The organism is Niabella aquatica, assembly GCF_054779315.1.
The window spans coordinates 298181-324511 of the sequence record NZ_BAAGYM010000028.1 but is presented as its reverse complement, the minus strand read 5'-3'; the positions used below and the strand labels follow the sequence as shown (position 1 = coordinate 324511).

Annotated in this window: 17 protein-coding genes and 1 tRNA gene; 13 read left to right on the top strand and 5 right to left on the bottom strand. The window is 40.9% G+C overall.

Annotated features, from left to right (window positions below; translation table 11 throughout):
- Positions 1-5 precede the first annotated feature (5 nt).
- The 6 genes from ACYVBM_RS19090 (at position 6) to ACYVBM_RS19065 (ending at position 6546) form a co-directional block, all read left to right on the top strand.
- Positions 6-1436, top strand: a complete 1431-nt coding sequence (locus ACYVBM_RS19090; RefSeq protein ID WP_460687297.1) for an O-antigen ligase family protein — start codon at positions 6-8, stop codon at positions 1434-1436.
- A gap of 125 nt (positions 1437-1561) precedes the next feature.
- Positions 1562-2203: an acyltransferase gene (locus tag ACYVBM_RS19085; protein WP_460687296.1), complete on the top strand. Its 642-nt coding sequence runs from the start codon at positions 1562-1564 to the stop codon at positions 2201-2203.
- Positions 2204-2216: 13 nt separating this feature from the next.
- Positions 2217-3383, top strand: a complete 1167-nt coding sequence (locus ACYVBM_RS19080; protein ID WP_460687295.1) for a glycosyltransferase — start codon at positions 2217-2219, stop codon at positions 3381-3383.
- Entirely contained in the window at positions 3383-4507 is a 1125-nt protein-coding gene (locus ACYVBM_RS19075) for a glycosyltransferase family 4 protein (protein ID WP_460687294.1), read from the top strand. Before ACYVBM_RS19080 ends, ACYVBM_RS19075 begins: the two co-directional genes overlap by 1 nt.
- Before the next feature lie 12 nt (positions 4508-4519).
- A complete protein-coding gene (locus ACYVBM_RS19070) occupies positions 4520-5326 on the top strand; it encodes a glycosyltransferase family 2 protein (protein WP_460687293.1) in 807 nt (268 codons plus the stop codon).
- A gap of 5 nt (positions 5327-5331) precedes the next feature.
- Complete coding sequence (locus ACYVBM_RS19065; protein WP_460687292.1) at positions 5332-6546, top strand: glycosyltransferase; 1215 nt, start codon at positions 5332-5334, stop codon at positions 6544-6546.
- Between the two features lie 30 nt (positions 6547-6576).
- Here the strand turns inward: ACYVBM_RS19065 and ACYVBM_RS19060 are convergent, their stop codons facing one another.
- The 5 genes from ACYVBM_RS19060 to prmC form a co-directional block, all read right to left on the bottom strand.
- Positions 6577-7749, bottom strand: coding sequence for a glycosyltransferase family 4 protein (locus ACYVBM_RS19060; protein WP_460687291.1), 1173 nt, complete (start codon positions 7747-7749; stop codon positions 6577-6579).
- A gap of 44 nt (positions 7750-7793) precedes the next feature.
- Positions 7794-9125, bottom strand: a complete 1332-nt coding sequence (locus ACYVBM_RS19055) for a flippase (RefSeq protein WP_460687290.1) — start codon at positions 9123-9125, stop codon at positions 7794-7796.
- Between the two features lie 340 nt (positions 9126-9465).
- Positions 9466-10860: a hypothetical protein gene (locus ACYVBM_RS19050; RefSeq protein ID WP_460687289.1), complete on the bottom strand. Its 1395-nt coding sequence runs from the start codon at positions 10858-10860 to the stop codon at positions 9466-9468.
- 108 nt (positions 10861-10968) lie between these two features.
- The gene (locus ACYVBM_RS19045; RefSeq protein ID WP_460687288.1) at positions 10969-12552 is read right to left on the bottom strand and encodes a hypothetical protein; all 1584 of its coding nucleotides are present in this window, start codon (positions 12550-12552) and stop codon (positions 10969-10971) included.
- Positions 12553-12631: 79 nt separating this feature from the next.
- Positions 12632-13480, bottom strand: coding sequence for a peptide chain release factor N(5)-glutamine methyltransferase (gene prmC, locus ACYVBM_RS19040; RefSeq protein WP_460687287.1), 849 nt, complete (start codon positions 13478-13480; stop codon positions 12632-12634).
- An 80-nt stretch (positions 13481-13560) separates the two neighbouring features.
- On the opposite strand from prmC, the gene ribD reads away from it, so the two are divergent.
- The 7 genes from ribD (at position 13561) to ACYVBM_RS19005 (ending at position 25930) form a co-directional block, all read left to right on the top strand.
- Positions 13561-14631 (top strand): bifunctional diaminohydroxyphosphoribosylaminopyrimidine deaminase/5-amino-6-(5-phosphoribosylamino)uracil reductase RibD, encoded by a 1071-nt coding sequence (ribD, locus tag ACYVBM_RS19035; RefSeq protein WP_460687286.1) that lies wholly within the window; start codon positions 13561-13563, stop codon positions 14629-14631.
- Positions 14618-15229, top strand: a complete 612-nt coding sequence (locus tag ACYVBM_RS19030) for an IMPACT family protein (RefSeq protein WP_460687285.1) — start codon at positions 14618-14620, stop codon at positions 15227-15229. Before ribD ends, ACYVBM_RS19030 begins: the two co-directional genes overlap by 14 nt.
- Before the next feature lie 187 nt (positions 15230-15416).
- The gene (gene clpB, locus ACYVBM_RS19025; protein WP_460687284.1) at positions 15417-18032 is read left to right on the top strand and encodes an ATP-dependent chaperone ClpB; all 2616 of its coding nucleotides are present in this window, start codon (positions 15417-15419) and stop codon (positions 18030-18032) included.
- 224 nt (positions 18033-18256) lie between these two features.
- On the top strand, positions 18257-18868 hold the full coding sequence (locus ACYVBM_RS19020; protein WP_460687283.1) for a DsbA family protein: 612 nt from the start codon (positions 18257-18259) through the stop codon (positions 18866-18868).
- Positions 18869-19281: 413 nt separating this feature from the next.
- Positions 19282-20715 (top strand): chromosomal replication initiator protein DnaA, encoded by a 1434-nt coding sequence (dnaA, locus tag ACYVBM_RS19015; protein WP_460687282.1) that lies wholly within the window; start codon positions 19282-19284, stop codon positions 20713-20715.
- A 68-nt stretch (positions 20716-20783) separates the two neighbouring features.
- Positions 20784-20875 (top strand) — tRNA-Ser (locus ACYVBM_RS19010).
- Between the two features lie 1104 nt (positions 20876-21979).
- Positions 21980-25930 carry a hybrid sensor histidine kinase/response regulator transcription factor gene (locus ACYVBM_RS19005; RefSeq protein ID WP_460687281.1) on the top strand — a complete coding sequence of 1317 codons (3951 nt, stop codon included), beginning with the start codon at positions 21980-21982 and terminating at the stop codon, positions 25928-25930.
- Positions 25931-26331: the final 401 nt, after the last annotated feature.

The window sequence follows — 26331 nt, the reverse complement described above, 5'->3', positions numbered from 1 at the left end:
GCAGGGTGGGGCATCCTATAAAAGATACAATTGCTAAAAAGAACATCTACCTGGTAGGGGCCGCACTATTGGTTACATTAGCCTGTATTATTTTGGCAGCTGTTACGCAGAATTTTGTTTTGCCCCTGGTTCCGGTAGCACTGCTCTCTGTTGTCATTTTTATTATATTTTTATTTCGTGAGCCATTCCTCGGTCTGATGGCCACAACAGGATATTGTTTTTTTCTTCATTTTTTGTCGAGAGAAATAGGCGGCGGCATTTCTTATGGATTAGGCATAGAATTTTTGTTATTACTTACATGGCTGAGCATATGGTACAACGCGGATAGATTTGATTTTTCGAATTTGAACAATTGCCTGTTCTGGTTAACGTTCTCCTGGTTTTTGTTGAGCGTTGCAGAAGTTGCCAACCCTGCAGGAGCAAATATTACAGGATGGATACTGGAGTTGAGAAGCTCGGCATTATACCCATTTCTTATCGCTCCGCTGGGTATGCTCTTGCTCACAACCCCCAGGCGGCTGAATATTTTTTTGAAGACCATTATTTTATTCTCGTTGATAGCAGCATTGGTGGGAGTAAAACAAAAGTATATCGGGCTGTCCCAGGGTGACCAGCTATTTCTGCAGGATAATCCAACACATGTGCTGTGGGGGCAGATCAGGTATTTCTCTATTTTTAGCAATGCAGGACAATTTGGCCCTTCGCAAGGCCAATTTTCCATGATCGCGTTCGTATTATCTTTTTCTGTAAAAAAATGGTGGAAAAAAATAGTGCTCCTGGTATTGTCGGGGCTGTTCTTTTACGGCATGATGATTTCAGGCACCAGGGGTGCCATGTTTGCAGTAGCAGGGGCTGCGGTTGCGGCTATGTTTTTAACAAAGCGCTTCAAGGTTTTTATATTCGGGTTGATAGCAATCGGACTTTTTTATGGTTTTTTGAAATACACGAATATCGGCAGCGGCAACTATGCTATCGTGAGGCTGAGGAGTTCTGTGGATCCTAATGATGCATCTTTGAACGTGCGTTTTATAAATCAGAAAAAGCTTGCTGAATATATGAAGTCAAAGCCTTTTGGCGGCGGCCTGGGTGTAATCGGGTCTTTCGGGCACAAATATAATCCAGACAAATATTTGTCCACCATTGAGCCTGACAGTTATTGGGTAAAATTGTGGGCAATGTATGGAATTGTTGGTTTTACGTTTTGGTTTTGCATAATGATGTTCCTGTTTGGAAAGTGCACGGGCATTATATGGAGGATAAACAATCCTTCTTTAAAAGTAAAGCTGATCGCTTTGCTGTCCGGCAATGCAGGGATATTTTTGTGCAGCTATGGAAATGAGGTGATGAACGATATGCCATCATTGATTATCCTTTATCTTTCTTTTGGAGTAATTTTGATTGCACCGGAACTGGATAAGCAGTTGAGCAATAAATAAAACAAAAAAATAGCAGCATGCCTTTTATTATTTTTTTGATACCCGGAGTATTGTGTTTTGTTTGGGGTGTTTTGAGCGAGCGCAAAAAGAATATAGAAACGGGGCAAAGACCATTATAAAAAATTATGGACTTAAAGTCAAAAATAAAATCCAGTACTTTTCTGAAAAAGATTGCGCTGTGGCTTCTTTCTCCAAAGAATGATCCCCGCCCGCGATACTGGATAAGATATTTTGTAAACCCTTTTGTGCATAAGAGGGGACGTGGCGCGCGTGTGAGGCGGAGGGCCAGGATGGATTTGTTTCCCTTTAATAAGTTTTTTTTGGGCAGCAGATCTATTATAGAAGCTTACGCGGTGGTCAATAATGGGGTAGGTGATGTGACCATTGGGCAAAATACAATAATTGGTATAGGATGTGTGCTCATAGGCCCTGTAACCATCGGCGATAATGTAATGCTGGCACAGCATATTGTGATATCGGGGTTGAACCACGGTTATGAGGATGTGTTAATACCCCCCAAATCCCAGCCTGTGACCAAAAAACAGATATGTATAGAGGATGATGTGTGGATTGGTGCGAATGCAGTTATCACAGCAGGAGTGACTATTGGCAAACACGCTGTTGTAGGAGCCGGGAGCGTAGTGACCAAAGATGTACCCGCCTTTAGCGTTGTGGTCGGCAATCCTGCCAGGGTAATAAAGGAATTTGATACAACAGACAAAAACTGGAAGTCAGTGAAAAAGGGTGCAGCTCTTTCACCTCAATAAAGCAATATAAGATATGTGGTGGTTTTTATTACAAATAATTATTGGTATTTCTTTTTGGGTTCCTGTGCTACTTTTTGTGATAGGGAAGTTTAGAAAAAAGAAACGCCTTTCCCTAGATGAAAAAGGGAGGAAACCTTTTGATTACGCAATAGTTGTTACCGCCTATCAGCAGGTTGGTTTAATCGAACACGTCGTGCAGTCCATTCTCAATATAAAATACGATAACTATCTGATTTATGTAGTCGCTGATAATTGCAACATGTCAGGTTTTAATATAAGCCACGATAAGTTAAGGATACTCCAACCGCCGAAAGTGCTGGCAAGCAATATCCGGTCACATTTTTATGCCATTGAAAATTTTGAAAGGGAGCATGACATCATTACCATTATTGATAGCGACAATTTGGTATCTGCTGATTATCTTGCAGCGTTAAACGTCTTTTTTGCTGCCGGATATAAGGCGGTGCAGGGGGTGCGCAAAGCCAAGAACCTGAACACGGTGTATGCCTGCCTGGATGAGGCCGGCGATATCTACTACCGCTATATAGACAGAAAGCTCTCCTTTGACGCAGGGAGTTCGGCATCATTGGCCGGTTCGGGCATGGCCTTTCTGGTAGATCTCTATAAAAAATGCCTTAAAGGGAAACACATGAGCGGTGCGGGTTTTGATAAGGTTTTGCAATATGAGCTGTTAAAAAGAAATGAGCAGATCGCGTTTGCCGAAAAGGTTGTTGTGTACGATGAAAAGACGGCAAAGTCGGATCAACTTGTCAAGCAGCGAGCCAGGTGGATAAACACCTGGTTCCGGTTTTGGATACTTGGACTGCGGATGATGATAAGTTCAGTGGCAAAACTGAACTGGAACCAGTTTGCTTTTGCACTCATGCTGATGCGCCCGCCGTTGTTTTTAATGTTGCTGGTGGTGGCCCTGCTGTGCCTGGCAAACATTTTCCTGTCGCCGTGGATGCTTATTTACTGGGGCATTACTCTTTTGGTTTTTGCAGGCATCTTTGCAAAGGCACTTCGCTATTTTAAGGCTGATCAGGAGATATACAAAAGCATAAAATATGCTCCCAGGTTTATGTTTTATCAGTTTATAGCGCTTCTTAAAGCTAAAAAAGCAAATAAAATTTCTGTTGCTACACAGCATGACGAATCAAGTTATAAAAATAATCTTTAATGAAAAGAATCGGCATAGAAGTACAACGTCTTTTTCGGAAAAAGAAACATGGTATGGAAGTCGTTGCCCTTGAATTAATAAAAGAGTTGCAACAGATGGATCATAAAAACGAATACGTTCTATTTGTGAAAGAGGATGAGGATAACACCTGTATATCGGAAACGGCTAACTGGAAAATAAAAACATTGTCCGGGAAAACCTATTTTGACTGGGAACAGTTTTCGTTACCTAAAGCTATTAAAAACGAGCGTATTGATTTTTTACACTCTACCTGCAATACTTCTGCTCTTAGATCTATAAACCCACTATTGCTTACTTTACATGATATCATTTATCTTGAAAAAATTGATTTTAAGGGAACCGCCTATCAAAATTTCGGGAATCTGTATCGCAGGTTTGTTGTCCCCAGGGTCGCAGAAAAGAGTAAGTTTATCATCACCGTATCACATTTCGAAAAGGAAGTCATCTGCGAGAAGTTAAAACTGCCTGAAGAGAAAGTAAAAGTGGTTTACAATGCAGTAAACAAAAAGTTTAATAATCAATATGAACGTTCCCTGGTTGAAGGAATAAGAAAAAAATATAACCTGCCTCATTCTTTTATCCTTTTTTTAGGCAATACTGCCCCTAAAAAAAATACGGGAAATGTAATTGATGCTTATGCTAAGTATTGCGGCTCTATAAGTGACCCTTTGCCCTTAGTCATATTAGATTATGACCGGCAGTTGATTATAGAACGGTTAAAAGCCAACAAACAGGAGGATTTGTTTAAGAATTTTATATTGCCCGGGTTTATATCTTCAGATGAAATGCCCCTCCTGTATAATGCAGCTACTTTATTTTTGTATCCTTCCCTACGAGAAAGCTTTGGCCTGCCTATACTTGAAGCAATGGGGTGTGGAACACCTGTCATTACCTCATCCACATCATCTATGCCGGAAGTGGCAGCGGATGCGGCTTTGTTTGTAGACCCCTACAATGTTAATGATATAACTAAAAAAATAGAAGACCTTATAAGTAATCCTAAATTACAAAGTGAACTGATAAAAAAAGGCCTGCAACGTTCAGCTGACTTTACCTGGAACAAAGCAGCCCGGGAATTGATGGATATTTATGAGATGATGTAAACATACACACATATGCGACCTGCATTTATACCTGCATATATAACAAAACATAATAAAAGTAACGAAGAGCTTTTGCTTGATGTGGATGCGATTCAAGAACGCATTAAAGCATTAGATAAAAATGCTGTGCCATTAGTATCTGTTGTTATACCTGCATACAACGAGGAGAAGGGGATTCTAAAAACCTTATCATCCTTATCGGATATGAAGACAGATTATCCAACAGAGATAATTGTGGTGGATAATAATTCATCTGATAATACAAAGGCAATAGTAACCCGGGCAGGTGCTAGGTACATATTTGAGGGCAGGCCGGGTGTTGAAAACGCCAGGAATGCCGGTTTGGAACATGCTAAAGGAACTTATGTGATCAGTGGGGATGCGGATACCATTTATTCACCTTATTGGATTAATCTGATGATTGAGCCTCTCATAACGGATGAGCATATTGCCTGCACGCACGGAAAGTTCGCCTTTATTCCGGACGCGGGCTACAACCGTTTCAGTCTGTATTTGTACGAGCTGACCGGTGATATTTTTAAAGGCGTCAACGGTATGATGAAGGATAAGGTCATGTATGTGTACGGCTGCTCCTCGGGCTACAGGAAGGAACAGGCACTTTCTTTACATGGATATAATCACCCCCCTGGTTATAATGAGGATGGATACCTGGGGCTAAAGCTCAGGGAAAAATTCGGGCGGTTAAAACAAATTACGCATAGCAGGTCTTTTGCATGGACCTCAAACCGAAAATTTGTAGATAAAACACTTTTTAGCAGAATGTTTAACAAGCTTAAAAATTTTTTAGGCGGAAATTAAGGCAAATGAGTACGTTAAAAGGAAAAGATATCATTATCGTCGGGCAACAGTCCTGGGATACCGAGATTGGCAGTAATTGTAAGGATATTGCCCTGGAGTTCAGTAAATATAACCGTGTGCTTTATGTAAATTCGGCATTGGACCGTATAACAAAGCAAAGACGGGGATCTGATCCTAAGATACAAAAAAGAATACGCATTATCAGAGGAGAAGAATCAGGATTAATAAAAATCGCAGAAAATCTTTATAATTTATATCCAGACCGACTGACTGAATCTATTAATTGGATGCCTTTCACTACAGTTTTTGATTGGTTCAACAAGCTGAATAATAAAAGGTTTGCTGATTCTATTTTAAAGGCCGTGAAAACGCTGGGCTTTAAGGATTATCTGCTTTTTAATGATAACGACATGTTCCGCTCGTATTATCTGAAAGAATATCTTCGCCCGGTTCTTTCGGCATATTACTCAAGAGATAATATGGTGGGAGTGGATTACTGGAAAAGACATGGCTTAAAGTTAGAGCCCGCGCTGATAGCCAAAAGTGATTTATGTGTGGCTAATTCTGAATACCTGAGCAGTTATTGTAAACAGTATAACCATAATTCGTTTTATGTTGGTCAGGGCTGTGATTTTACTTTCTTTAAGAACGAATATTTAAATCCACCGGAAGATATTAAAGGGATAGCAAAACCTATTATTGGCTATGTGGGTGCACTGCTTACTTCAAGGCTAAATCTTTCTCTTTTAGAGGATATAGCCCGGAACAATCCGGACTGGAATATTGTATTGGTAGGTCCTGAGGACAATGACTTCCAAAATAGTTCTTTGCATAGTCTACAAAATGTGCATTTTCTGGGAAGTAAACAGGCGAATACGTTACCCGCCTATATAAACAGTTTTGACGTTTGTATTAATCCCCAGGTTGTTAATCCGATAACTATCGGAAATTATCCGAGAAAAGTGGATGAGTACCTGGCGCTGGGTAAGCCTACGGTTGTAACGAATACACAGGCAATGTCGAGTTTTAAGGATTACGTGTACCTGGCCAATGACAATCAGGACTATGAGGCAGGCATTAAATCATTGCTTAATGATAATGATGAGGATTTAAGAGCTAAAAGAAAAGCGTTTGCACTGTCGCATACCTGGGAAAATAGTGTGGCCTTGATTTATGACGCTTTCTTAGAGGTGGCCGCACAAAAAGGGCTGAAGCTTTAGGTATCTTTCTTTACATTCCCGGTCACTTATTTATGTAGAATGTTGGTTTGTATGATCCGATAGCACTTCATCAAACAGCGCTTCCCATTGATGCCCTATGTTTTCCATAGAAAAGCGCTGTACGTTGTGCTTGGCGTTTTCCCCCATTTTTTTGCGCATTTCCTCATTTTCGATTATGGCACATATCTTTTCAACCAACTGGGCCTCGTTCCCGTTCTCTACCAAAAAGCCATCTATACCGTCATTGATGATGTCTTTGGGGCCGCAGGGGCAGGTGTAGGAAACAACGGGCAGCCCGCATGACATAGCCTCAATGATAACCATAGGGAATCCCTCGTTTTTAGAAGTCAGTACGCTGCAGGAGCTTGCTGCATACTTGCTTAATATATCATTCGTGGGGCCTTCAAGAATACAGTTATTGGTAATACCTTGTTCATTAATCAATGTTTGCAGGTCACCCCTCAGCATTCCTTCCCCGTATATTCTCAGTATCCATTCCGGGTGTCTTTTAACTACTTTAGCCCAGCAGTTTATCAGGCTGTCGAATCTTTTTTCAGCGAACAACGCGCCTACGGCTATAAACTCTTTTGAAGTGCAGGTAGAAGCCGTTTCGGGCATGAACGATAGCGGATTGCCGATCACGGCTACATTGTCAAGCTCGTGCCAGTTGTCTTTATCTTCTCCCGTCAGCACGATAAATTTATGGAGCTTTTTTAAAGAGCTTACAAGTTGCTTCATCCACCACGCAGAAATCGTTTTTTGCAGAAATTTGGGTATGGAAGATTCTGTAAAGTTCCGGTAATTGGGCCTGCAAAAATGAAACTCGCCTAATTTAATGCTGCCATCTTTTATTGTTGAGATAAAATCTATATCCCTTCTTAGCAGCGATATGGTGATGTCGGGTTTTATCCTGTGTAGTGCCTTGGATAATCTGCTTTTGTATTGTTTTCTTTTTTGAAAATATCCGGTAGCCCTTTCGAGCAAAGAAGAATGGTACAGATCGTCATAGTTGATGTCAAGATTTATTACAGAAATGTCGGGGTGCAGCTCAAAGAATGGCGGCTTTCCCCTGCCGTCTGTAACAATGATGATCACCTCGTAATTACTTAACGATGCCAGATAGTTTGCCTTGATAGAGATTACCCGTTCCATGCCCCTGGAGTTGTACAAGCTGGGGATGCAATAAACAATCTTACGTTTCATATCGGGTAGTTAATGTTAAAAATAGTTAAATGGTATGGGCAGGTTTAGCTACTGCGCTTTTTTCTGATATACAGGTTTATAAACTCGCCATAAAAATGAACGGCATAAATCCAGGGGTTGACAACGTTAATCTTAAACAGTTTATATAGAACAATCTGGTTTAAGGTTAAGCCGATGATGCTTGAGATTAAAGTGGCATAAGCCGCTCCTATTACTCCAAACGATTTAATGAAGAAGTAATTTAAAATAATAAGTACAGCTACATTGATAATCATTAATACAAAATTGTACTTCACTTTTCCGGCGGAGGCCAGCGCTGTGCCCGCCTGCCTGCCATAAGGATAAAGGATACAGGTCAGCAAAGTTATCTTCAACAAGGGTAATGCGTCATCATACTTGTGTCCGGCCATAACAAACAGCAGATAATCCGAGAAAAAAAACAGAAGTATGACACAAGGCGTTAAAATACCCAGGATGACCCCAACAGACCTTTCGTATAAATATTTTACAGCGCCAACGCCGTCGCGCTCCATGCGTAGAGCGCTTTGCGGAAAAACAATGCTAGCCATAGCGGTGATAGGAATGTCGGCAAATCCTGTTATCCTAACAGCCACGTTAAAAGAACCGCTTGCGGCCTTTGATAACATAGATCCCAACATCATCTGGTCAATAGAACCGCTGATAACGGAGGTAAGCCCTATGCCGAAAGTGTACTTGCCAAAATGGAAGATTTTTTTTACCCAGCCCATGTCTATCCGGTAAGTGAATTTAATGTATTTTTTGTTGAGCAAATACGCCACAAGCGTTGCGATAACTACCGTAACAGTTTGCGCGATGGCCAGTGCCGTTAAGGTTAATTGGTAATGAGTGACATAGCAATAACCAATAAAGAGAAAGAACAGCAACTGCCGCGTCAGGAAAGAATAAAAATTGCCCCTGAAACTAAGGTTTGATTGCTCTGCATAATTTAGCTGTGCCAATATTCCGCTTACAAAAAACATGATGATCGAGATATATAACATCTTGACAAGCTCAGTGGATTTCCACAGGCTGATGAAAAGATTGCTGCACAGCAGCAGCAAAATACAGAGTATGACCGTTAAAACTATATTTATGACAAAAGAGGCGGTTGTTATCCTGAGTTTGTCGGCCCGGTTTGCAGACGACAGGTATTTTATAGTTGCTTCCTGGGTGAACCCGTTTTTTGAGAGCTCTATGATATTCACAATGCTCAAAAAAATAACCCAGATCCCGTAGTCTTCTTTTGAGAAAACCCTTACGAGCAATATAAAACTCAGCATTCCCAGTAACTGCCCACTAAAATTTTGGATAACATTGATTAATCCGTTTTTTATCCAATAATTTTTATGTGCCATAGTGTTCAGATTTTAAGTATTGCCATGTCCGGGGTATCAACCTCGCCGCTGTCTTTGGTAAGTAGCTTCGACAGTTATATGTATGCCTTTTTAGGTATTAAATATTTGATAGTATTGAAAGTCGCCAAAAGTAGGAAAAGTTATAATGGTTTGTGTCAATTTTTTCGGGATACAGGGTGCGGTGTAGCAAAAATTGGTTTGTGACTTTTTTTGACTTTGTGCTTTTGGGTATACCTGTATTATAATATAATGCCGGACAGGTATCGGTATCTGTCATGTTCAGACAAACTCCCGGCACCTGTCCGCAGGAACTTTTATCCTCCTGTTGCAACTATAGTTTTTATTGAGCGCCTATTCCGCTGATTTTTGAGGTGAAATTATTTAAATCGGATAGGGCATCGGTATATTTGGCCTTATATGTATTATTCTGATTTTTCGTAATAGTCACGTCTGAGTTATTATTGATTAGTAACTCGTCATTGTTCTCAAAATACAGGTTATTGTATATTTCCAATGTGCCCCATGTATTATACAAATCCAGCACCCTCCCTGGGAAAGATGCCCTTTCTGTATTCATTTTCCCCACGGTATTGTTGTATACTTTGGCATTGGCCGGTTTGAACACAGAAGAATTCCGCATGCCCTGGGTGACCTGTAGCTCAAATGCGCTGTATTTTCTGCTGTTGTAAATTTTGTTATTGAATATTTCAACGGTAGCTTCTTCTTCAAGGCTGTATGTCCATGCCCTCACGGCGTTTCCCTGGTGGTTTTTCACGGTATTGTTGTAAAACTTACCGCTTCCCCTGAGCATAAAAATACTATTATGATTGTTGTTTTGCATATTGACATTGCTCACAAAATTATCGTGGATGTTATAGCCCTTGCTGCTACCTAAAAACACCACGGTGCTGATATCGGGTGAGTTGGTGCATGTTATCCCGGCTATTTCTATGCCCTTGACAAGGCCTGTAAAGTTGGAAGCATTTATTTCTCCTTCGATCCAGATGAGTGGGCCAACGTTATCGGCATCAAGATTGAGGAAAGCGAGATTTTGGGAACAGGATTCCGGGGAACCGTTATAAACGCGGTTTTTGTTGCCGCTTATGTAGCTGATCACATAATCATCTACATTTTTAAAGAACATATTCTGCAGGGTAAAGTTATTAAGGCTGCCTTCTAGAATAATCGCCCTGTATGAGCTGTTGGTGAAAGCAAACCCCCGTTCGTTTCCCGAATTGCCGGCGCCTGAAACCGTTACATTGTTCAAGTCAGAAAGATATAAATGTTTGTTTCCGTCAAATTGAATCAGTCCGTCATTCATAAAAGTTACCCGCTCTCCATTTGCCGGTACTGAAACATTTTTTATAGTGATGCTGGAGTAAGAGCCACCCTTTATTTTAATAATATCTCCATTGGTAAAGGCTCGCTTTGTTCCATTAACTATAAAGTTGTTCCCATCAATGGTTAAATCGCCCGACCCTGTACCTACGTTGATGGTTTTGTGAGCAGCAGCAATGGAGTCGGCTATTCTTGTTGAATCAGCAATACGGATGGAATCTGCTATACGGATAGAATCTCTGATTTTTGCAGAATCCACTTTGCTTATAATAGGAGGCCTGGAAGTAGGAGCGTCTTCACGGGATGATTTTTTACAGCTACACGCAAATACAGAAATCGTTATAATAAGAATAAACGGGATATAGAATATTCCCTTATGACGGATAAAACTGCGCATGTGTATATAATTAAAGCGGGAACGTAAAGAATTTGTGGGGATAGCCTGTTTGCTAGGATGGTTAAAATTATGGCTGTTAAAAGTACCTGTCGTATTGCAAAAATAGGATTAATCTATGTGGTCTGCCAATATGAAAACAGGTTTTTCTGATACATCTATAAATACTTTTTGCTTATTCATGGCCAGAGGCATGGTGTCGCCGTTTGATTTTCCAGGAACTAAAACTGTTATAGAAGCATTTTTAGCCTTTTCTGAAAGCTGCAAAGGAAATTGGGGCACTTTGTAGTCTTTACTCGTTTTTGCCCAAAGCACATAGGCACCTTTAGAGGAATGAATATCTTTAAACTTGTAAATGAGTACATCAGGGTCTGATGAGGCTTCTGCTCCAATATATCTCATATGGGTAAGTGCCTTCTTTAAAGTAGCTACATAATACCATGATTTTTTAGGGGTGAAATCACCTTTCGGGCCCATAAGGCCCGAGCTGGAGAACCAGGTTTTGTCATGAGGGTCCCCATCTCTTGACACAAACGTTTGAGCCCGGTCAACGCCTGCTGCAACGAATGCCATATATGCCCTGATAAGCCAGATGCCCTGCACTTCTTCGGTATCCATTGAGCCAATAGCAGGCGGGCTGAGAACAGATTCGGGATTAGTATCCCACCCAAACTCAGATACCCATACTTCTTTCCCGGGAAGATGTTCGTTGCGATACCGCACTATCGGAGCCAGTTTTTCTCTAAACCCGGCCTCTTCCGGGCTGACAGCCGGACCACCACCCTGCCAGCTTATTCCATCTTTAAAGGCATATATATGAAAGTTTAAAACATCTGCAGCAAACTGCTTATCACTCCGGTTTTGCTCAAACCAGGCCTTCATTTTTTTAATATAGTCCAAATTAACGCTGGCTAAACCGCCCATTACGAGTTTTATGGAGGGGTCAGCATTTTTAACACCATATTTTTTTCCGAATTTTTTCATTGTGCTACAGTGCCCGTCATAGTCAGCGCTGGCCATTGCCGCATATTCCTCCGGAGAGAACTCTGCTTCAGGCCCCTCCCAGTCTTTATCCTGCTCGTTCCAGTCTTCTACATATTTTATCAGGCCCAACCCTGATACCCTGCTTTGATTAGAGGCCAGCATCAAAGTGCTGTCGGGTACTTTAGCATTACCATACCGGGCAGCAAACTGGTACATAAAGGAAGATTTTGCATAATAAGAATGAGGATCTGAAGGGCTCAGGTCAGGACTGTCTGTGGGCTTTTTACCGCCTTTAAATTCTTTGCTGTTACCCTGAAGCCAGCTAACACTGCTTTGAATGCAGGGTGAAACCATTATACCTGCACTTTTAAGGTTCCTGTAATATTCGTCAAAGCTCCAACCCGGGTAACTGGGTGCAAATTGTATCTGGTTTTCGGGAAAGCCTTTATAGGAAGGATTCCAGTTGCCTTCGTCCCAACCCCAGTTATGATACTCCCTGATGAAGCCCAGGGCGGCCAGCTTATCCACAGGGTCATCAATAAAGCCATTAGCTCCAATAAAATACTCCATGGTAATGGTATCGGCAGAGTCGGGTATGATCCCCAATATTTCATGTCCGTTATTATCTGGAGAGCCTCCTTTGGTTTTATTACAAGCGACAAGTAATAAAAGCGCCGAAAGAAAAAGAAAGAATTGCCTGGTGCCGTTCATGCTTTAAGCGATTTTAGGAAAATGAAAAATTCCCTGTAAAGGTATAGCATATCTATAAATGATATTGTTTTTTACTGAATTATAAACATTTAGCTTTGATCATCCGGTCCTTCCCTTGCATATCTTTTTTTAATATGGTGAAATATCCCGACTGTTCAAAAAGCAAAGCCGTTTCTTTACCCAGTCCTTCATAAACTTCTACATAGATTTTCCCGGTAGGCTTTAAAACAGATCTTCCTGCTGCAGCCAGGGCCTCGTAAAAAACGAGAGCATGATCATCTTTTACAAACAATGCTTCATGCGGCTCATAGGCAAGCACGTTTTTGTGCATGGTTACCTGATCTGAATGGGGAATATAAGGCGGATTGCTGATCAGCACATCAGCTTTTGGAAGTTGAGCCCAGGAGCTCCTGTCTAAAAAGTCCAGGTGGAGAAAATGAATATCGGTTTGATGCTGGCGTGCGTTTTTGGCGGCCACTTCCAGCGCTTTTTTACTGATATCGCAGGACCATACCAGTGCTGATGCCAGTTTTCTTTTTAAAACAACAGGAATACATCCGCTACCGGTTCCTATATCCAATATAGTAATTGCATCATTTTCTTTATGATCCCTGATGGTCCAGTCCACCAGCTCTTCTGTCTCCGGTCTTGGAATCAGCACGCTCCGGTCTACATAAAAAGGAATGTCATAAAACCATGCTTCATTTAAGATATATTGCACCGGTTCCTGCTTTTGTAAGCGCTCCTGTATTTCGCTCAGCATTTCTATAAAGCATCCGTCAGGGGTGAAAGTGGCAATTTTATTATTTCTCAGATCAATACCGGTCAGGTTTTCTATCACCAGGTAGAATATATTTTCAGCCTCCTGCGGGGCATAAATGTTTTGTAACGATGCTATAAAGCTTTGCTGTAATGCTGATAATGACATACAGCAAACTTAATTTATCTGTATATTTTTATGTTTTTTATTTAGTCAGATGGAACTTTGTTTCATTTACATTTGCAAAAATGCAAGATCAGGGTCATGAAGTGTATATGCGGCGTTGTCTGCAGCTGGCTGCATTAGGGGCCGGGAAAGTGGCGCCTAATCCCATGGTGGGTGCAGTTTTGGTAGCTGACGGCACCGTGATAGGAGAGGGTTGGCACCAAAATTATGGTGGGCCCCATGCCGAAGTGCATTGCATTACTGATGCAGTTAAGCATCATTCTGATCAACTAGAACGGTCTACTTTATATGTGTCATTAGAGCCGTGTGCTCATTATGGGAAAACACCTCCCTGTGCAGATCTGATCATTCGGCATAAGATACCTAAAGTAGTGATCGGCTGCAGGGACAGTTTTGAGAAAGTAGATGGTAAGGGAATCGCTCAATTGCGTAAGGCCGGTACAGAAGTAATAACAGGAGTGCTGGAAAGGGAAGCCGTTGAATTGAATAGGGCTTTTTTTACTTTTCATGAACAAAAACGTCCTTATATTATACTAAAATGGGCACAGACTGCCGATGGTTTTATTGCCGGCACAGGTAATGAAAGATTATTGATCAGTAACGATTATTCCAACCGTTTGGTGCATAAGTGGCGTACTCATGCTGCAGCGATCATGGTGGGCGCCAATACTGCGATCAAAGACGACCCCTTGCTGGATAACAGGAACTGGGCAGGTCCGGCTCCGAAAAAGATATTGTTTGATCCGCATTTAAAAGTGACCGGACATTTAAGATTGTTTAAGGGTAATGATGTGGTATTTGTAATTAATACCCTTAAAGATGCTGTAGCGCAAAATATCCTGTATGTTAAAGCAGATAAATCTGATATAATAAAGAACACTTTACATCAGCTATACCAGCTCAATATTCAAAGTATATGGGTAGAAGGAGGACGGCACCTGCTGCAATCTTTTATTGATGCAGGTATATGGGACGAAGCCTGTGTTATTACCAATAAAGGTTTATTGGTGCATGGCGGATTGCCGGCACCTTTGCTTACCGGCCAGGCTTATTTAAAAGAGGAAAGATGGTTGAGCGATGAGATTATTTACTTTAAGAATATAAAAAATAATAAGATGTATGCAGCTACCTGATTATTTTAATACTATTGTTACTACAGGTACTGCAGAATTTAAAGATAAAGGCAGCCGCTTTATTGCGGTTGCGGTACCTGTTAAAACCATTGCAGATTGTAAGCAAAAGCTGGCAAACATTAAAAAAGAATATCCCAGGGCCAGCCATTATTGCTTTGCCTACAGGCTGGGATTGGACAATGATCAATTCAGGGCGAGTGATGATGGAGAGCCTTCGGGATCAGCTGGCAGACCCATTCTGGGGCAGATAGATAGCAAAGGAGTTACAGATATTTTAGTAGTAGTGGTGCGTTACTTTGGCGGCACGCTGCTAGGGGTGCCTGGTTTAATAAATGCATATAAGTCTGTGGCTTCGATGGTATTGCAGGTAACACCATTAATACGCAGGCCTGTGCTGATACCCTATCATTTACAGTTCGACTATACAAAAATGAACGAGATCATGACTGCGGTAAGGCAGTTTGATTGTGAAGTGCTGAAACAGGAACTCCAACTGTTTTGTATAATGGATATTGCTATTCCCAGGTATCGCCTCAATGAAACACTGATGAAACTGAACGATATCCGGGACCTTTCTGTAGAAGCCATAAAACAGTAGCCTGCATTCTCTTCCTGTTAAAATTTCATAAAACTGTCTGCCTGGACTGCATTTTAGTCGCATTTAATACAGTGTGTATGACATACTTACATTAAAACCCGGCTTGGATTTTGATTTGATGAATATGTACAAAGCCGGAAAAGCTTTTTAGGTATCAAATTACAAATCAATTTTTAATCAATATATAATGAATTTAGGAAATTTTACAATAAAAGCAGCAGAGGCATTTCAGCAGGCTCAGCAAGTTGCCTTTAATGCGCAAAATCCCAATATTGAAACAGAGCATATATTAAAAGCTTTGTTGGACCAGGAAGATTCTCCTGTAGATTATCTCTTAAAGAAGAATAATGTAACGGTAAACCTGGTAGAAACAAAACTTAATGAGCTGTTGGCTAAATTGCCCAAAGCATCTGGCGAACCGGCACAGCAAATCAGCCGTGATGCCAATAATGTAGTGCTGCGGGCCGGCGCGTCTTTAAAACAGTTCAATGATGAGTTTATAACACCCGAACATTTGCTTTTGGCGATCGTTGAGGGCAACGACGCCTCAGGTAAATTATTGAAAGATGCAGGACTCACCGCAAAAGGATTGATAACTGCTATCAAAGAATTAAGGCAGGGCTCAACCGTATCATCTCAAACCCAGTCGCAGGAGTTCAATGCGCTTAATAAATATGCTAAAAACCTGAACGAACTGGCGCGCCAGGGCAAATTAGACCCGGTAATCGGCCGGGATGAAGAAATACGCCGTACGCTTCACATACTCAGCAGGCGCACTAAAAACAATCCTATTTTGGTAGGAGAGCCTGGTGTAGGTAAAACTGCTATTGCCGAAGGTATTGCACATCGTATTGTAAACGGCGATGTACCCGAAAATCTGAAATCAAAAGTTATTTATGCCCTTGATATGGGCCTGTTGATTGCCGGGGCAAAGTATAAAGGTGAGTTTGAAGAGCGTTTAAAAGGAGTCGTAAAAGAAGTGAGCGGCAGCGATGGCGAAATTATCCTGTTTATTGATGAAATACATACACTGGTAGGTGCAGGAGGCGGAGAAGGCGCTATGGATGCTGCCAATATTTTAAAACCTGCCCTTGCCCGTGGCGAGTTACGCGCTGTTGGAGCTACTACACTAAATGAATACCAGAAATTCTTTGAGAAGGATAAGGCCCTGGAACGCCGTTTCCAGAAAGTAATGGTAGATGAACCTTCGGTTGAAGATGCGATCTCTATTTTACGGGGTTTAAAAGATAAATATGAAACGCACCACCATGTGCGTATAAAGGACGATGCCATTATAGCAGCAGTGGAATTATCCAGCCGCTATATTACAGACAGGTTCCTGCCGGATAAAGCTATAGACCTTATTGATGAAAGCGCAGCCAAGTTAAGGCTGGAGATGAACTCTATGCCTGAAGAACTGGACCGGCTGGACCGGCAGATCCGTCAATTGGAGATTGAAAGAGAGGCTATTAAGCGTGAAAACGATGAAGACAAGTTAAAACAGTTAAATACCGAGATCGCCAATCTGTCTGTAGAACGTGATACGCTAAAAGCCAAGTGGTCAGAAGAAAAAGAGCTGGTAGAGCAAATTCAGAGCGCGAAAGCCGGTATAGAAACCCTGAAAGTGGAAGCCGAACAGGCGGAGCGAAACGGTGATTATGGAAGAGTTGCCGAAATACGCTACGGGAAAATTAAGGAAGAAGAGGCGCGCATTGCGAAACTCACCAAAGAATTGCAGGAAGACAATGAAAAGCGTTTACTGAAGGAAGAGGTGGACGCGGAAGATATTGCAGAAAGCGTGGCCAAAGCTACCGGTATTCCTGTAAGTAAAATGCTGCAAAGCGATAAAGAAAAACTATTGCACCTGGAAGCGCATCTGCATGAAAGGGTAGTGGGGCAGGATGAAGCTATTATTGCGGTAGCCGATGCCATACGCCGTAGCCGCGCCGGCCTCAGCGATCCTAAAAAGCCTATTGGGTCCTTTATATTTTTAGGAACTACCGGGGTGGGTAAAACGGAGCTGGCTAAAGCGCTCGCAGAGTATCTGTTTGACGACGAAAGCATGATGACCCGCATTGATATGAGCGAATACCAGGAAAAGCATACCGTAAGCCGCCTTGTAGGGGCTCCTCCCGGATATGTGGGGTACGATGAAGGAGGACAGCTTACCGAATCGGTACGCCGCAAACCTTATAGTGTAGTCTTACTGGATGAGATCGAAAAGGCCCACCCTGATGTATGGAACGTTCTTTTACAGGTGTTGGATGATGGAAGGCTTACCGATAATAAAGGCCGCGTGGTTAATTTCAAAAATACCATCATCATTATGACCAGCAATATCGGCAGTCACCTGATACAGGAAGCTTTTGAAGATGTAACAGAAAAAACGGTAGATGCTGCTGCCGATAAGGCAAAAGCAGAAGTAATGAATCTTTTGAAAGAAACGGTAAGACCGGAATTCCTGAACCGTGTGGACGAGATCATCATGTTCCATCCGTTATTGAAAAAAGATATTACCGGTATTATAAAAATACAATTAGATGCCCTGAGGAAACAGGTATTCCAGAACAGCGGCCTGCAATTGGAGTTCAGTGATTATGCACTTGAATTTTTAGCAGAGCAGGGATTCGATCCCCAGTTTGGCGCCCGCCCGCTCAAGAGATTAATACAAAAAGAAATAGTAAACAAATTGAGCAGGCGCATACTAATGGGTGATATTGACAGGACACAACCGGTTCTGGTAGATGTTTTTGACAATACTGTGGTTTTTAGAAATGACACACAGCCAGGCAAAACGATATAATGATCAGATGTGGATAAATTGAAATATTTACAAAGTAAGAAGGGGACTTGTATTTTTGGCTTTTAGTCTTCCGGTCCCCTTGCTTTCAGTCTTTTCCGCCTATAAAAAAATTGTTAGTTAAAAAAGTAATTATGTTCCCCCACTCCTTATATTTGGGCAGTTTTTGAACGGGACGCGGACCTGGAAAGATAAAAATACTTGCCTAACTAAATTTTAAAAACTTTATGAGTGTTAAAAAAGACGAAGAAGCGATATTAGAACCTAAAGATATTTTTGTAGGTAAAAAAGATGCGCCCGTTGTTTTAATGGAGTTTGGCGAGTACGAAAGTGAAGACTGTGCTAAAGCGAATGAAATAGTAAAGCAGATTTTAACTGATTATGAAGGCCAGGTCAAATTTAATTTTCGTCATTTCCCGCAAACCAGGATACACCAGCGCAGTTTGAAGGCAGCAGAAGCAGCTATTGCTGCCGCACAGGAAGATAAGTTTTGGGAAATGCACAATGTGCTCTTCCAGAACAGGCGAAACCTGGGTACCACAAGTTTAAAACTACATTCCAAGGATGCGGGTGTAAAGAATAAAAACTTCCTGGAAGAACTGGTGAATGGGACGTATGGCTGGCAGGTACAGGATGATTTAAAATACGGCCTTGATTTAGGCGTTAAAGAAATCCCTGCATTTTTTATAAATGGAGAAATAATAAAAGGTAAACCTACCTATGCATTATTGAGTGCAGCTATTGATGCTGCATTAAAAAGCAGTAAAAAGTCTGCATCAGGTAAGTCGAAAGCAGCCCCCAAAAAACCGGCTGCTGCCGCTTCAAAAAGCAAAAAATAAGAAAGAGGGATCACAGCTTTCATAAATCAGCCAAATTCCTGCTGTAGTACTTCTTACATAAAGATATATTTATTATACATGCGCCGAAACCCTTTACAATAAAGGGTTTCGGCGTTTTTGCCTATACGAGTCTTTTTAATGCTATAAGAAATTTTATTTAAACCGGCTGATTTTAAGCCGGTGCTTTTTTTGTAATTTTTTGCCTTAAAACTTAAATAATTTCAAAAGCCTTATTCGTGATTTCTTTTTTTTCGTCATTAATGAAAAATTTGTTCAGTATTATTTTTTTTATGTTGAATAAATGTGGATATTCGCCGTCCGTCTTAATTTTTTTTGTTGTATGTGACGACAGTGTGTATAAGATATTTCAATGGTTTTTTAAAATTGTAGCACTCAATAAATTTACTGTTTCAATGGAGAAAAATGCCGATAAAGTTTGGTCTAATTGTTTAAAGATTATAAAAGATATTGTAGAGTGGCAGCATTACAAAACCTGGTTTGAACCTATTAAGGCAATCTCATTAAAAAATAATGTACTGGTAATACAGGTACCCAGCCAGTTCTTTTTTGAGTATCTCGAAGAGCATTATGTAAATTTATTGGCAAAAACACTTAAGCGTGAGTTAGGTAAAGAGGCCCGGTTAGAGTACAGGATAATGGTCGATAGCGGTAATAGTAAAAACAAGCCGCTTACAATGGATGTTCCGGGAACAGGTTATAAAACATATTCTAATAACGAAATGGACTTTCCGCTCGTGGTTAATAACTCTGTTAAAAATCCTTTTGTCATTCCCGGCATAAAAAAAATGCAGATCGATCCGCAGTTGAATGTCAATTACACATTCGATGCGTATATCGAGGGGGATTGTAACCGGGTAGCAAGGCGGGCCGGAAAAACAGTAGCGGATAAGCCGGGAGCGAATTCTTTTAATCCGTTAGTCGTTTATGGTGGTGTGGGTTTAGGGAAAACCCATTTGGTACAGGCTATTGGTAACGATGTAAAAAGACTTCATCCTAATAAGATCGTACTATATGTTAGTTCAGAAAAATTCATTAACCAGTTTATGGATCATAGCCGTAATGGCGCTATAAATGACTTTATACATTTCTACCAGTTAATCGATGTGCTGATAGTGGATGATGTGCAGTTTTTCAGCAAAGCTGAAAAATCTCAGGATGCATTCTTCGCTATTTTTAACCATTTGCATCAATCCGGCAAGCAACTGGTTCTGACATCAGACAAATCTCCTAAAGATCTCGACGGGGTGCAGGAACGTTTATTAAGCCGGTTCAGGTGGGGACTAAGTGCCGATCTCCAGATACCTGATTATGAAACCCGTATTGAGATCCTCGAAAGGAAGATGAAAGCCGACGGTCTTGATATGCCTAAGGATGTGGTAAAGTATATTGCTTATAATATTAACAGTAATGTACGGGAGCTGGAAGGAGCATTGATTTCTTTATTAGCCCAGTCGTCGTTAAACCGCAGGGATATAGACCTGGAGCTGGCCAAGAAAGTGCTGCGCAATTTTATTAAATCGTCAAGCAAGGAAATCACTATTGTCACTATCCAGAAAATGGTGTGCGATTATTTTGGTGTTTCATACGATAAGCTTTTACAGAAAACCCGGAAGCGGGAGATTGTACAGGCCCGCCAGATCACTATGTACCTGGCAAAAGCGTTTACTAAAAACAGCCTGAAAACAATTGGTGAACATTTTGGCGGCCGTGATCATACCACCGTAATACATTCCTGTCAAACCGTGAAGGATCTTATGGATACCGATGCGCTGTTCAGGGAGAACGTGCTCGAGCTGCACCAAAAAGTACAGCTGGCAGCTATGTAAGGAGTATAAAAAAACTTACTCAGGGAGCAGGAACTTTAAACTTTTCCCTATATATTTGCATCCCTTTTGGTGAGGTGGATGAGTGGCTGAAATCAGTAGTTTGCTAAACTGCCGTACGGGTTAAACTGTACCGCGGGTTCGAATCCCGCCCTCACCGCCAAACAGGAACACAAAACTTACAAAAAGTCCGGAAACGCATTGTTTTCGGGCTTTTTTGCTCTTGACAGGTTGTTAAACTCAATCCCCTTAACAAACAAAATTCAGCCTGCTTTAATTCTATAAATTTTATATTGTCGAATGTAATAGTCGTTATATACATCCAGGCACTGTATTTCAACTATATTCTTTCTCTATCCATTCGAAAAAATCAAAATATTTCAGTAATTGAATTTCGTACGGCTCCTGCCGGAGTTTTATTAATGGTGCTAGGGCTTTCTGTTGATTTTGTAACTGGCTGTTTGCCCGGCAATTCATTCATATCTAACTTAAGAAAGCAAGTGAATAATAGTATAATCCAGCCACGTATTACATCTGTGGCGCTGGATTGTGGCTATAATAACTTGTGCTATTTTCCCGGAATTTTTAAGCGAGACCGTGGCCTGCGCTGCAGGAATGACAGCTGGTAAATCATTAAGCTCACTTCCATTCTAACCGGGCGATCATACTTGTCATACCGGAATTGTAGCTGGATCTTTATAATTATCCTGTTGATCGCAATCTGTAATATGCCATAACCCCTGTCTGGCAGATAATATATCTTAAATAAAATCAGTCACGTAGGTTATATTGTCAAAATAACAATTATTATTATATTTGTGCAACTGGTTTATAAGGGTTTCTTTTTTGATACAGTGAATAATCTTTATTGAAATCCCCCGTCACCTGGAATAATAGAACTAAATATAAATAACGATTGATGCAAATGGAGATAAATGGCAGGATATAGTGGAAGTAGGAACCTTGTCCCGTCATTTAGAGTAGTAGAATGGTATATAGTACAACAAAAGTTATTGCGTGGCGACCTGATGGGAACTAAGTGTGTTTGCTATGCTTAGCAACAGGGTATTGCTGCTCGCTATGCCAGGCATGATGTCCTTGACGGGCATCATGAGGATAATACCAGTGCTATACAAGAAATAATATAAGCTGTGTTAATGCCGGCAGATTGGGTGGTAGTATTTTATTTGTGGGCCGGGAGTAAGCGGGAACGGTATACTGACTTCCGGAAAGATGGTGCTATAGTAGTTAGATTTTTTTTTGTTTTATGACGGTTCAAAAATCGGGAATAAATACGGTTTTACTTTTAATAAATTTATTATTATGCTGCTGTGCCGCAGCACAGGATTTTGTGTTTTCTCCTCTGGACAGGAGGTTTGAGTTGCATGAAGAACAAACGAGGTATGTGTCGCAATTGCCTGATGGAAGGCTGGTGGTTTTTACAGAAAGCACTATTAATTTATTTAATGGCGGTGGCTTTAAAACAATTGAGGTTGATGAAAAAAATGTAATCAATATAGAGCAGTATTCGCCTTACCAATATAAAGGATATTTGACTGGAGGCCGACTGTGGGTAAAAAACCAACGCCGGCTGATTGTTATAAACATTGCTACAGAAAAGGGCCAGGAGAATCCTTTGGGTTATTTGAAGCAGCTTGGGTTTCCTGAACCACCGGTAAACTTTTTTGCAGATATGGATGGCGATCTCTGGGTTTTAACGAAAACTCAAAAGCTGTATCGCTATAACAGCAGGAAAAGGGAGGTGACCGCTTTTGCAGAAACGGTGTTAGGTAATGGACTGTCTGCCGATCAGCTTTTTGACCTTGCAAGACTCAACGGGCGGGTTTACCTTTTTTACGGGTCGGGTATAATGCGTTGTTTGGATGAAACAACGCGTAGGGAAATTTATCGAGAAAATTTTAAGAAAGAAAAGGAGCCTGAACATGGATCGCGGCTTTGGGTAAATGCTGTTGGGCCATATTTGTATCTTATATGGAACAGTGTCGGACATGCGCAATTAGCAAGATTTGATACCCGTAACCGTGAATCGAAGATACTTCTTGAGAATCAACAAAACTGGCTGAACAATCTTACCGCAGATACATGCGGAAATTTCTGGATTTCTGCAAAAGTAGGAATGTGGTACTTCAGGTCGGGAGCAGAAACAGGCAGCTATTATCCCTATCTTATGCTGGCAGACGGGGGTAAAGAGGATAATGAAGTTTGTACGCTGTTATATGATAACCAGGGGGGGCTGTGGGCAGGAACATTTAATAAAGGCTTATATTATTCTCATCCGTCGCGATCCCGTTTTTTAAATATTGATAAAAAATTTTTTCAGCAAGGATCGGATGATCTGCGTATTTATAGTATCCTCTCCTCTGGTAACAAACTTTGGCTGGGCTGTTTTGACGGGTTATATGTAGCCGATTGGAAAAACCATGCGCTTTCCGGTAAATTCAAAATGGCAATGCCCGGGTCGGAGGTGCGTGCATTGTGTCGCTCCAAATCTGGTGTTATGTGGATTGGATTGTATAAAGGCCTATACTCCCTGGATAATAATGGCGCCCCACACCAGCACCTCGATATGCCTGTAATCTATATTTCTGAAACTGAAGAAGGAAAACTTTGGGTGTGTACGTCTAACCGCGGGCTTTATTTATATGATCCGGTGTCAAAAAAAAATACATTGGTATTTTCTGATGAAATACTTAACGGAATTAAGCAAATCATTCCCTGGAACGGGTATTGGGCCGGAATATCAGCAAGAGGGCTCTTTTTTATTGATAAAAAGAGCGGTGTACTGCATGTTCCATCAGACAGTACAAAAGAAGATAACAGGAATTATCCCCGTATAAAAGATTATTTCATTTGCCTGTTTACAGATGATGAAGGCCTATTATGGATGGGTTCCTTTGGGAGTTTATACGCATGGGATCCTCAAAAGAAAAAATTATACCAGCTGGGAACTAATGAGGGATTAGCCAATAAGAATATCAAAGCTATTATCCAGGGTAAGGACAAAACATTGTGGGCAACAACATCCAGGGGAATAAGCAATATAAAAAAAGTATTAACCGATACCGGTTATCATTTTATTGTACAGAATTATAACCGGTATGACGGCGTGATGGAGCATACATTTTTAGAACGTGCTATATACGCTAATGAGCAGGAAGAACTGTTTTTTGGAGGTGTTGACGGTCTGAACATATTAAATGAAAACATCCCTTTTAAAACAGACGAAACACTATCGCCGGTTTTGTTTGGCTTTAAATTGTTCGGACGGCCGGTTATAGAGGGAGCCTCTTATAACGGAAGAGTCATTTTAGAGAATGCAGTGGCAAACTCTGATAAGATCGTACTGAATTATAACCAGAATTTTTTCAGTATTAATTTTTCGGGGCTGAACTATATTAACCCGTTAAAGACCTATTTTAAATACAGGCTGGATGGAGTAGATGAAGATTGGCGTATTGAAAAGTCCTCTTCAGGTATTGGGGAGGCTACATATACCAGGCTTCCGCCAGGGAAATATGTATTTAAAGTTTTAGCAAGTGCAGACGGTGTTACCTGGTCTGAGCATCCCAGGCTATTGCAGTTAGTGATCAAACCTCCATTCTGGCTGACAATTTATGCCAAACTGCTCTATACCGTGTTATCGATTTTCGCCGGTTGGTTTTTATACAGGTATTTTAAAAAAAGGAGTGAGTTAAAGAGGCAAATACAGCAGAAAGAAGCTATTGAAAATGCAAAAGCAGCCTTTATCACGAATGTAAGCCATGAGCTTAGAACTCCTTTAACGCTAATTACCACACCGTTAAAATCGCTGATCTCACGCGTTCCGGATAGCAGCGTAAAACGGGATCTGCAGCGGATAAGCAATAATGCTGATTTATTGCTCGACAATATTAACCAGTTACTTGAATTCAAAAAAATAGAGGAAGCAGCGGAAGTGTTGCAGTTAAAATATGTAACCAGTCTTTCTTTCTTAAAAGAGCTATTTACAGTATATGAGTCATTAGGAAAAGAAAAAAACGTGCATTTTGACGCTGTGGTGCATGAAACTGACAAAGGAATATGGATAGATACTTCGAAAGTGGCCCGCTTGGTTACCAACCTGTTGTCGAATGCATTTAAATTTACACCGGCAGGAGGAAGCGTAACAGCCCAAGCAGCCCTTGACACCAAAACTGATATGCTGGTTGTTAAAGTTAAGGATAATGGTGTGGGAATACATAAGGAAGATCAGGACAGGATCTTCGACAGGTTCTATCAATCGGCTAATCAAATGGAGGGCAATACCGGCAGTGGAATAGGCCTGTATATGGTAAAGCAGTATGCTGAAATGCATGGGGGTATTGTTACGGTTTCCGGTAACCTGGGAGCAGGAAGCTCGTTTGAAGTTCGGTTACCTGTTGCAGAGAGGAAGTTGGAAAAGGATGAGCAAGAAGTGATCGACAAAGGTAAAAGAACCGTGCTGGTGGTAGAAGATCATGAAATCCTCCGGGAGTTTATAAAAGAGGAATTGGCCGGTATCTATAATGTTATTACTGCAGGTAATGGGGTCATAGGGCTCGAAATGGCATTACAGCACCATCCTGACCTGATTATTACAGATATGATGATGCCTGAAATGAGCGGTGAGGAATTAAGCAGGAAAATAAGAAATGATATTTCCATTTCGCATACCCCTATCATATTGCTGACAGCAAGGGCCTCTGATCAGGCACGCTTTGAAGGCTACGAATCGGGCGCAGACGCTTTCCTGGTAAAACCATTTGATGTAGAGCTGCTCCGTTTGCGCATCCGTAAACTGATGCAGATGGTGGATACCCGCCGTCGTTCTTTCGCTACTGAAACAAAAGTAAAAGTAGCGTCTATTACAACAAACCCATTGGATAAAGAGCTATTGGAACGGGCACTGCAGCATGTTCACGAAAACCTGGGTAATACTGATTATTCTGTAGAAAAATTTAGTGCAGATATGCTCATGGACCGAACAGGGCTTTACCGGAAACTAATGGCGCTTACCGGCCAATCTCCTACTTATTTCATCAAAACAATAAGGCTCAATAAGGCAGCAGAACTGCTGCAGGAAAGACGGCTTTCTATTTCAGAGATTGCTGAAGAAGTAGGTTTTAACAGTGTGTCTTATTTTTCCAGGTGTTTTCACGAAAAATTTGGAAGAACTCCCAGTCAATACATCGAATTATAAAAATATTTAATGTATTGGTGTGCTTATTTGGAAAAATGCCTTTTCAGGTATGCTATTCTTCGGCCATATCCAGTTACATGGGATCGTTACAGATCTCATAATTATTTTTAATTCTTCATTGGTTATCGGAAAGTAGTGCGAAATCACAAATTCCCAGGTTTGTCATTTAACAGAAATTTCTGCCGGTGGTAAAAAGCAATGATGGTTTACGCGGTAAAATTTTTTGACAAAATAAATATAAGGTGCTTTTAAAGGGAATATTATTGAACTACGGATTTAAAAAAATTAATACACTGATAATCATATGTTTATTTTTTCTTTCAACATTTGTGCTATGGATATTTCAACATACTTTACAATTGTTTCAACATATGTTACAGGCAATTGTTAACCGGCATTTT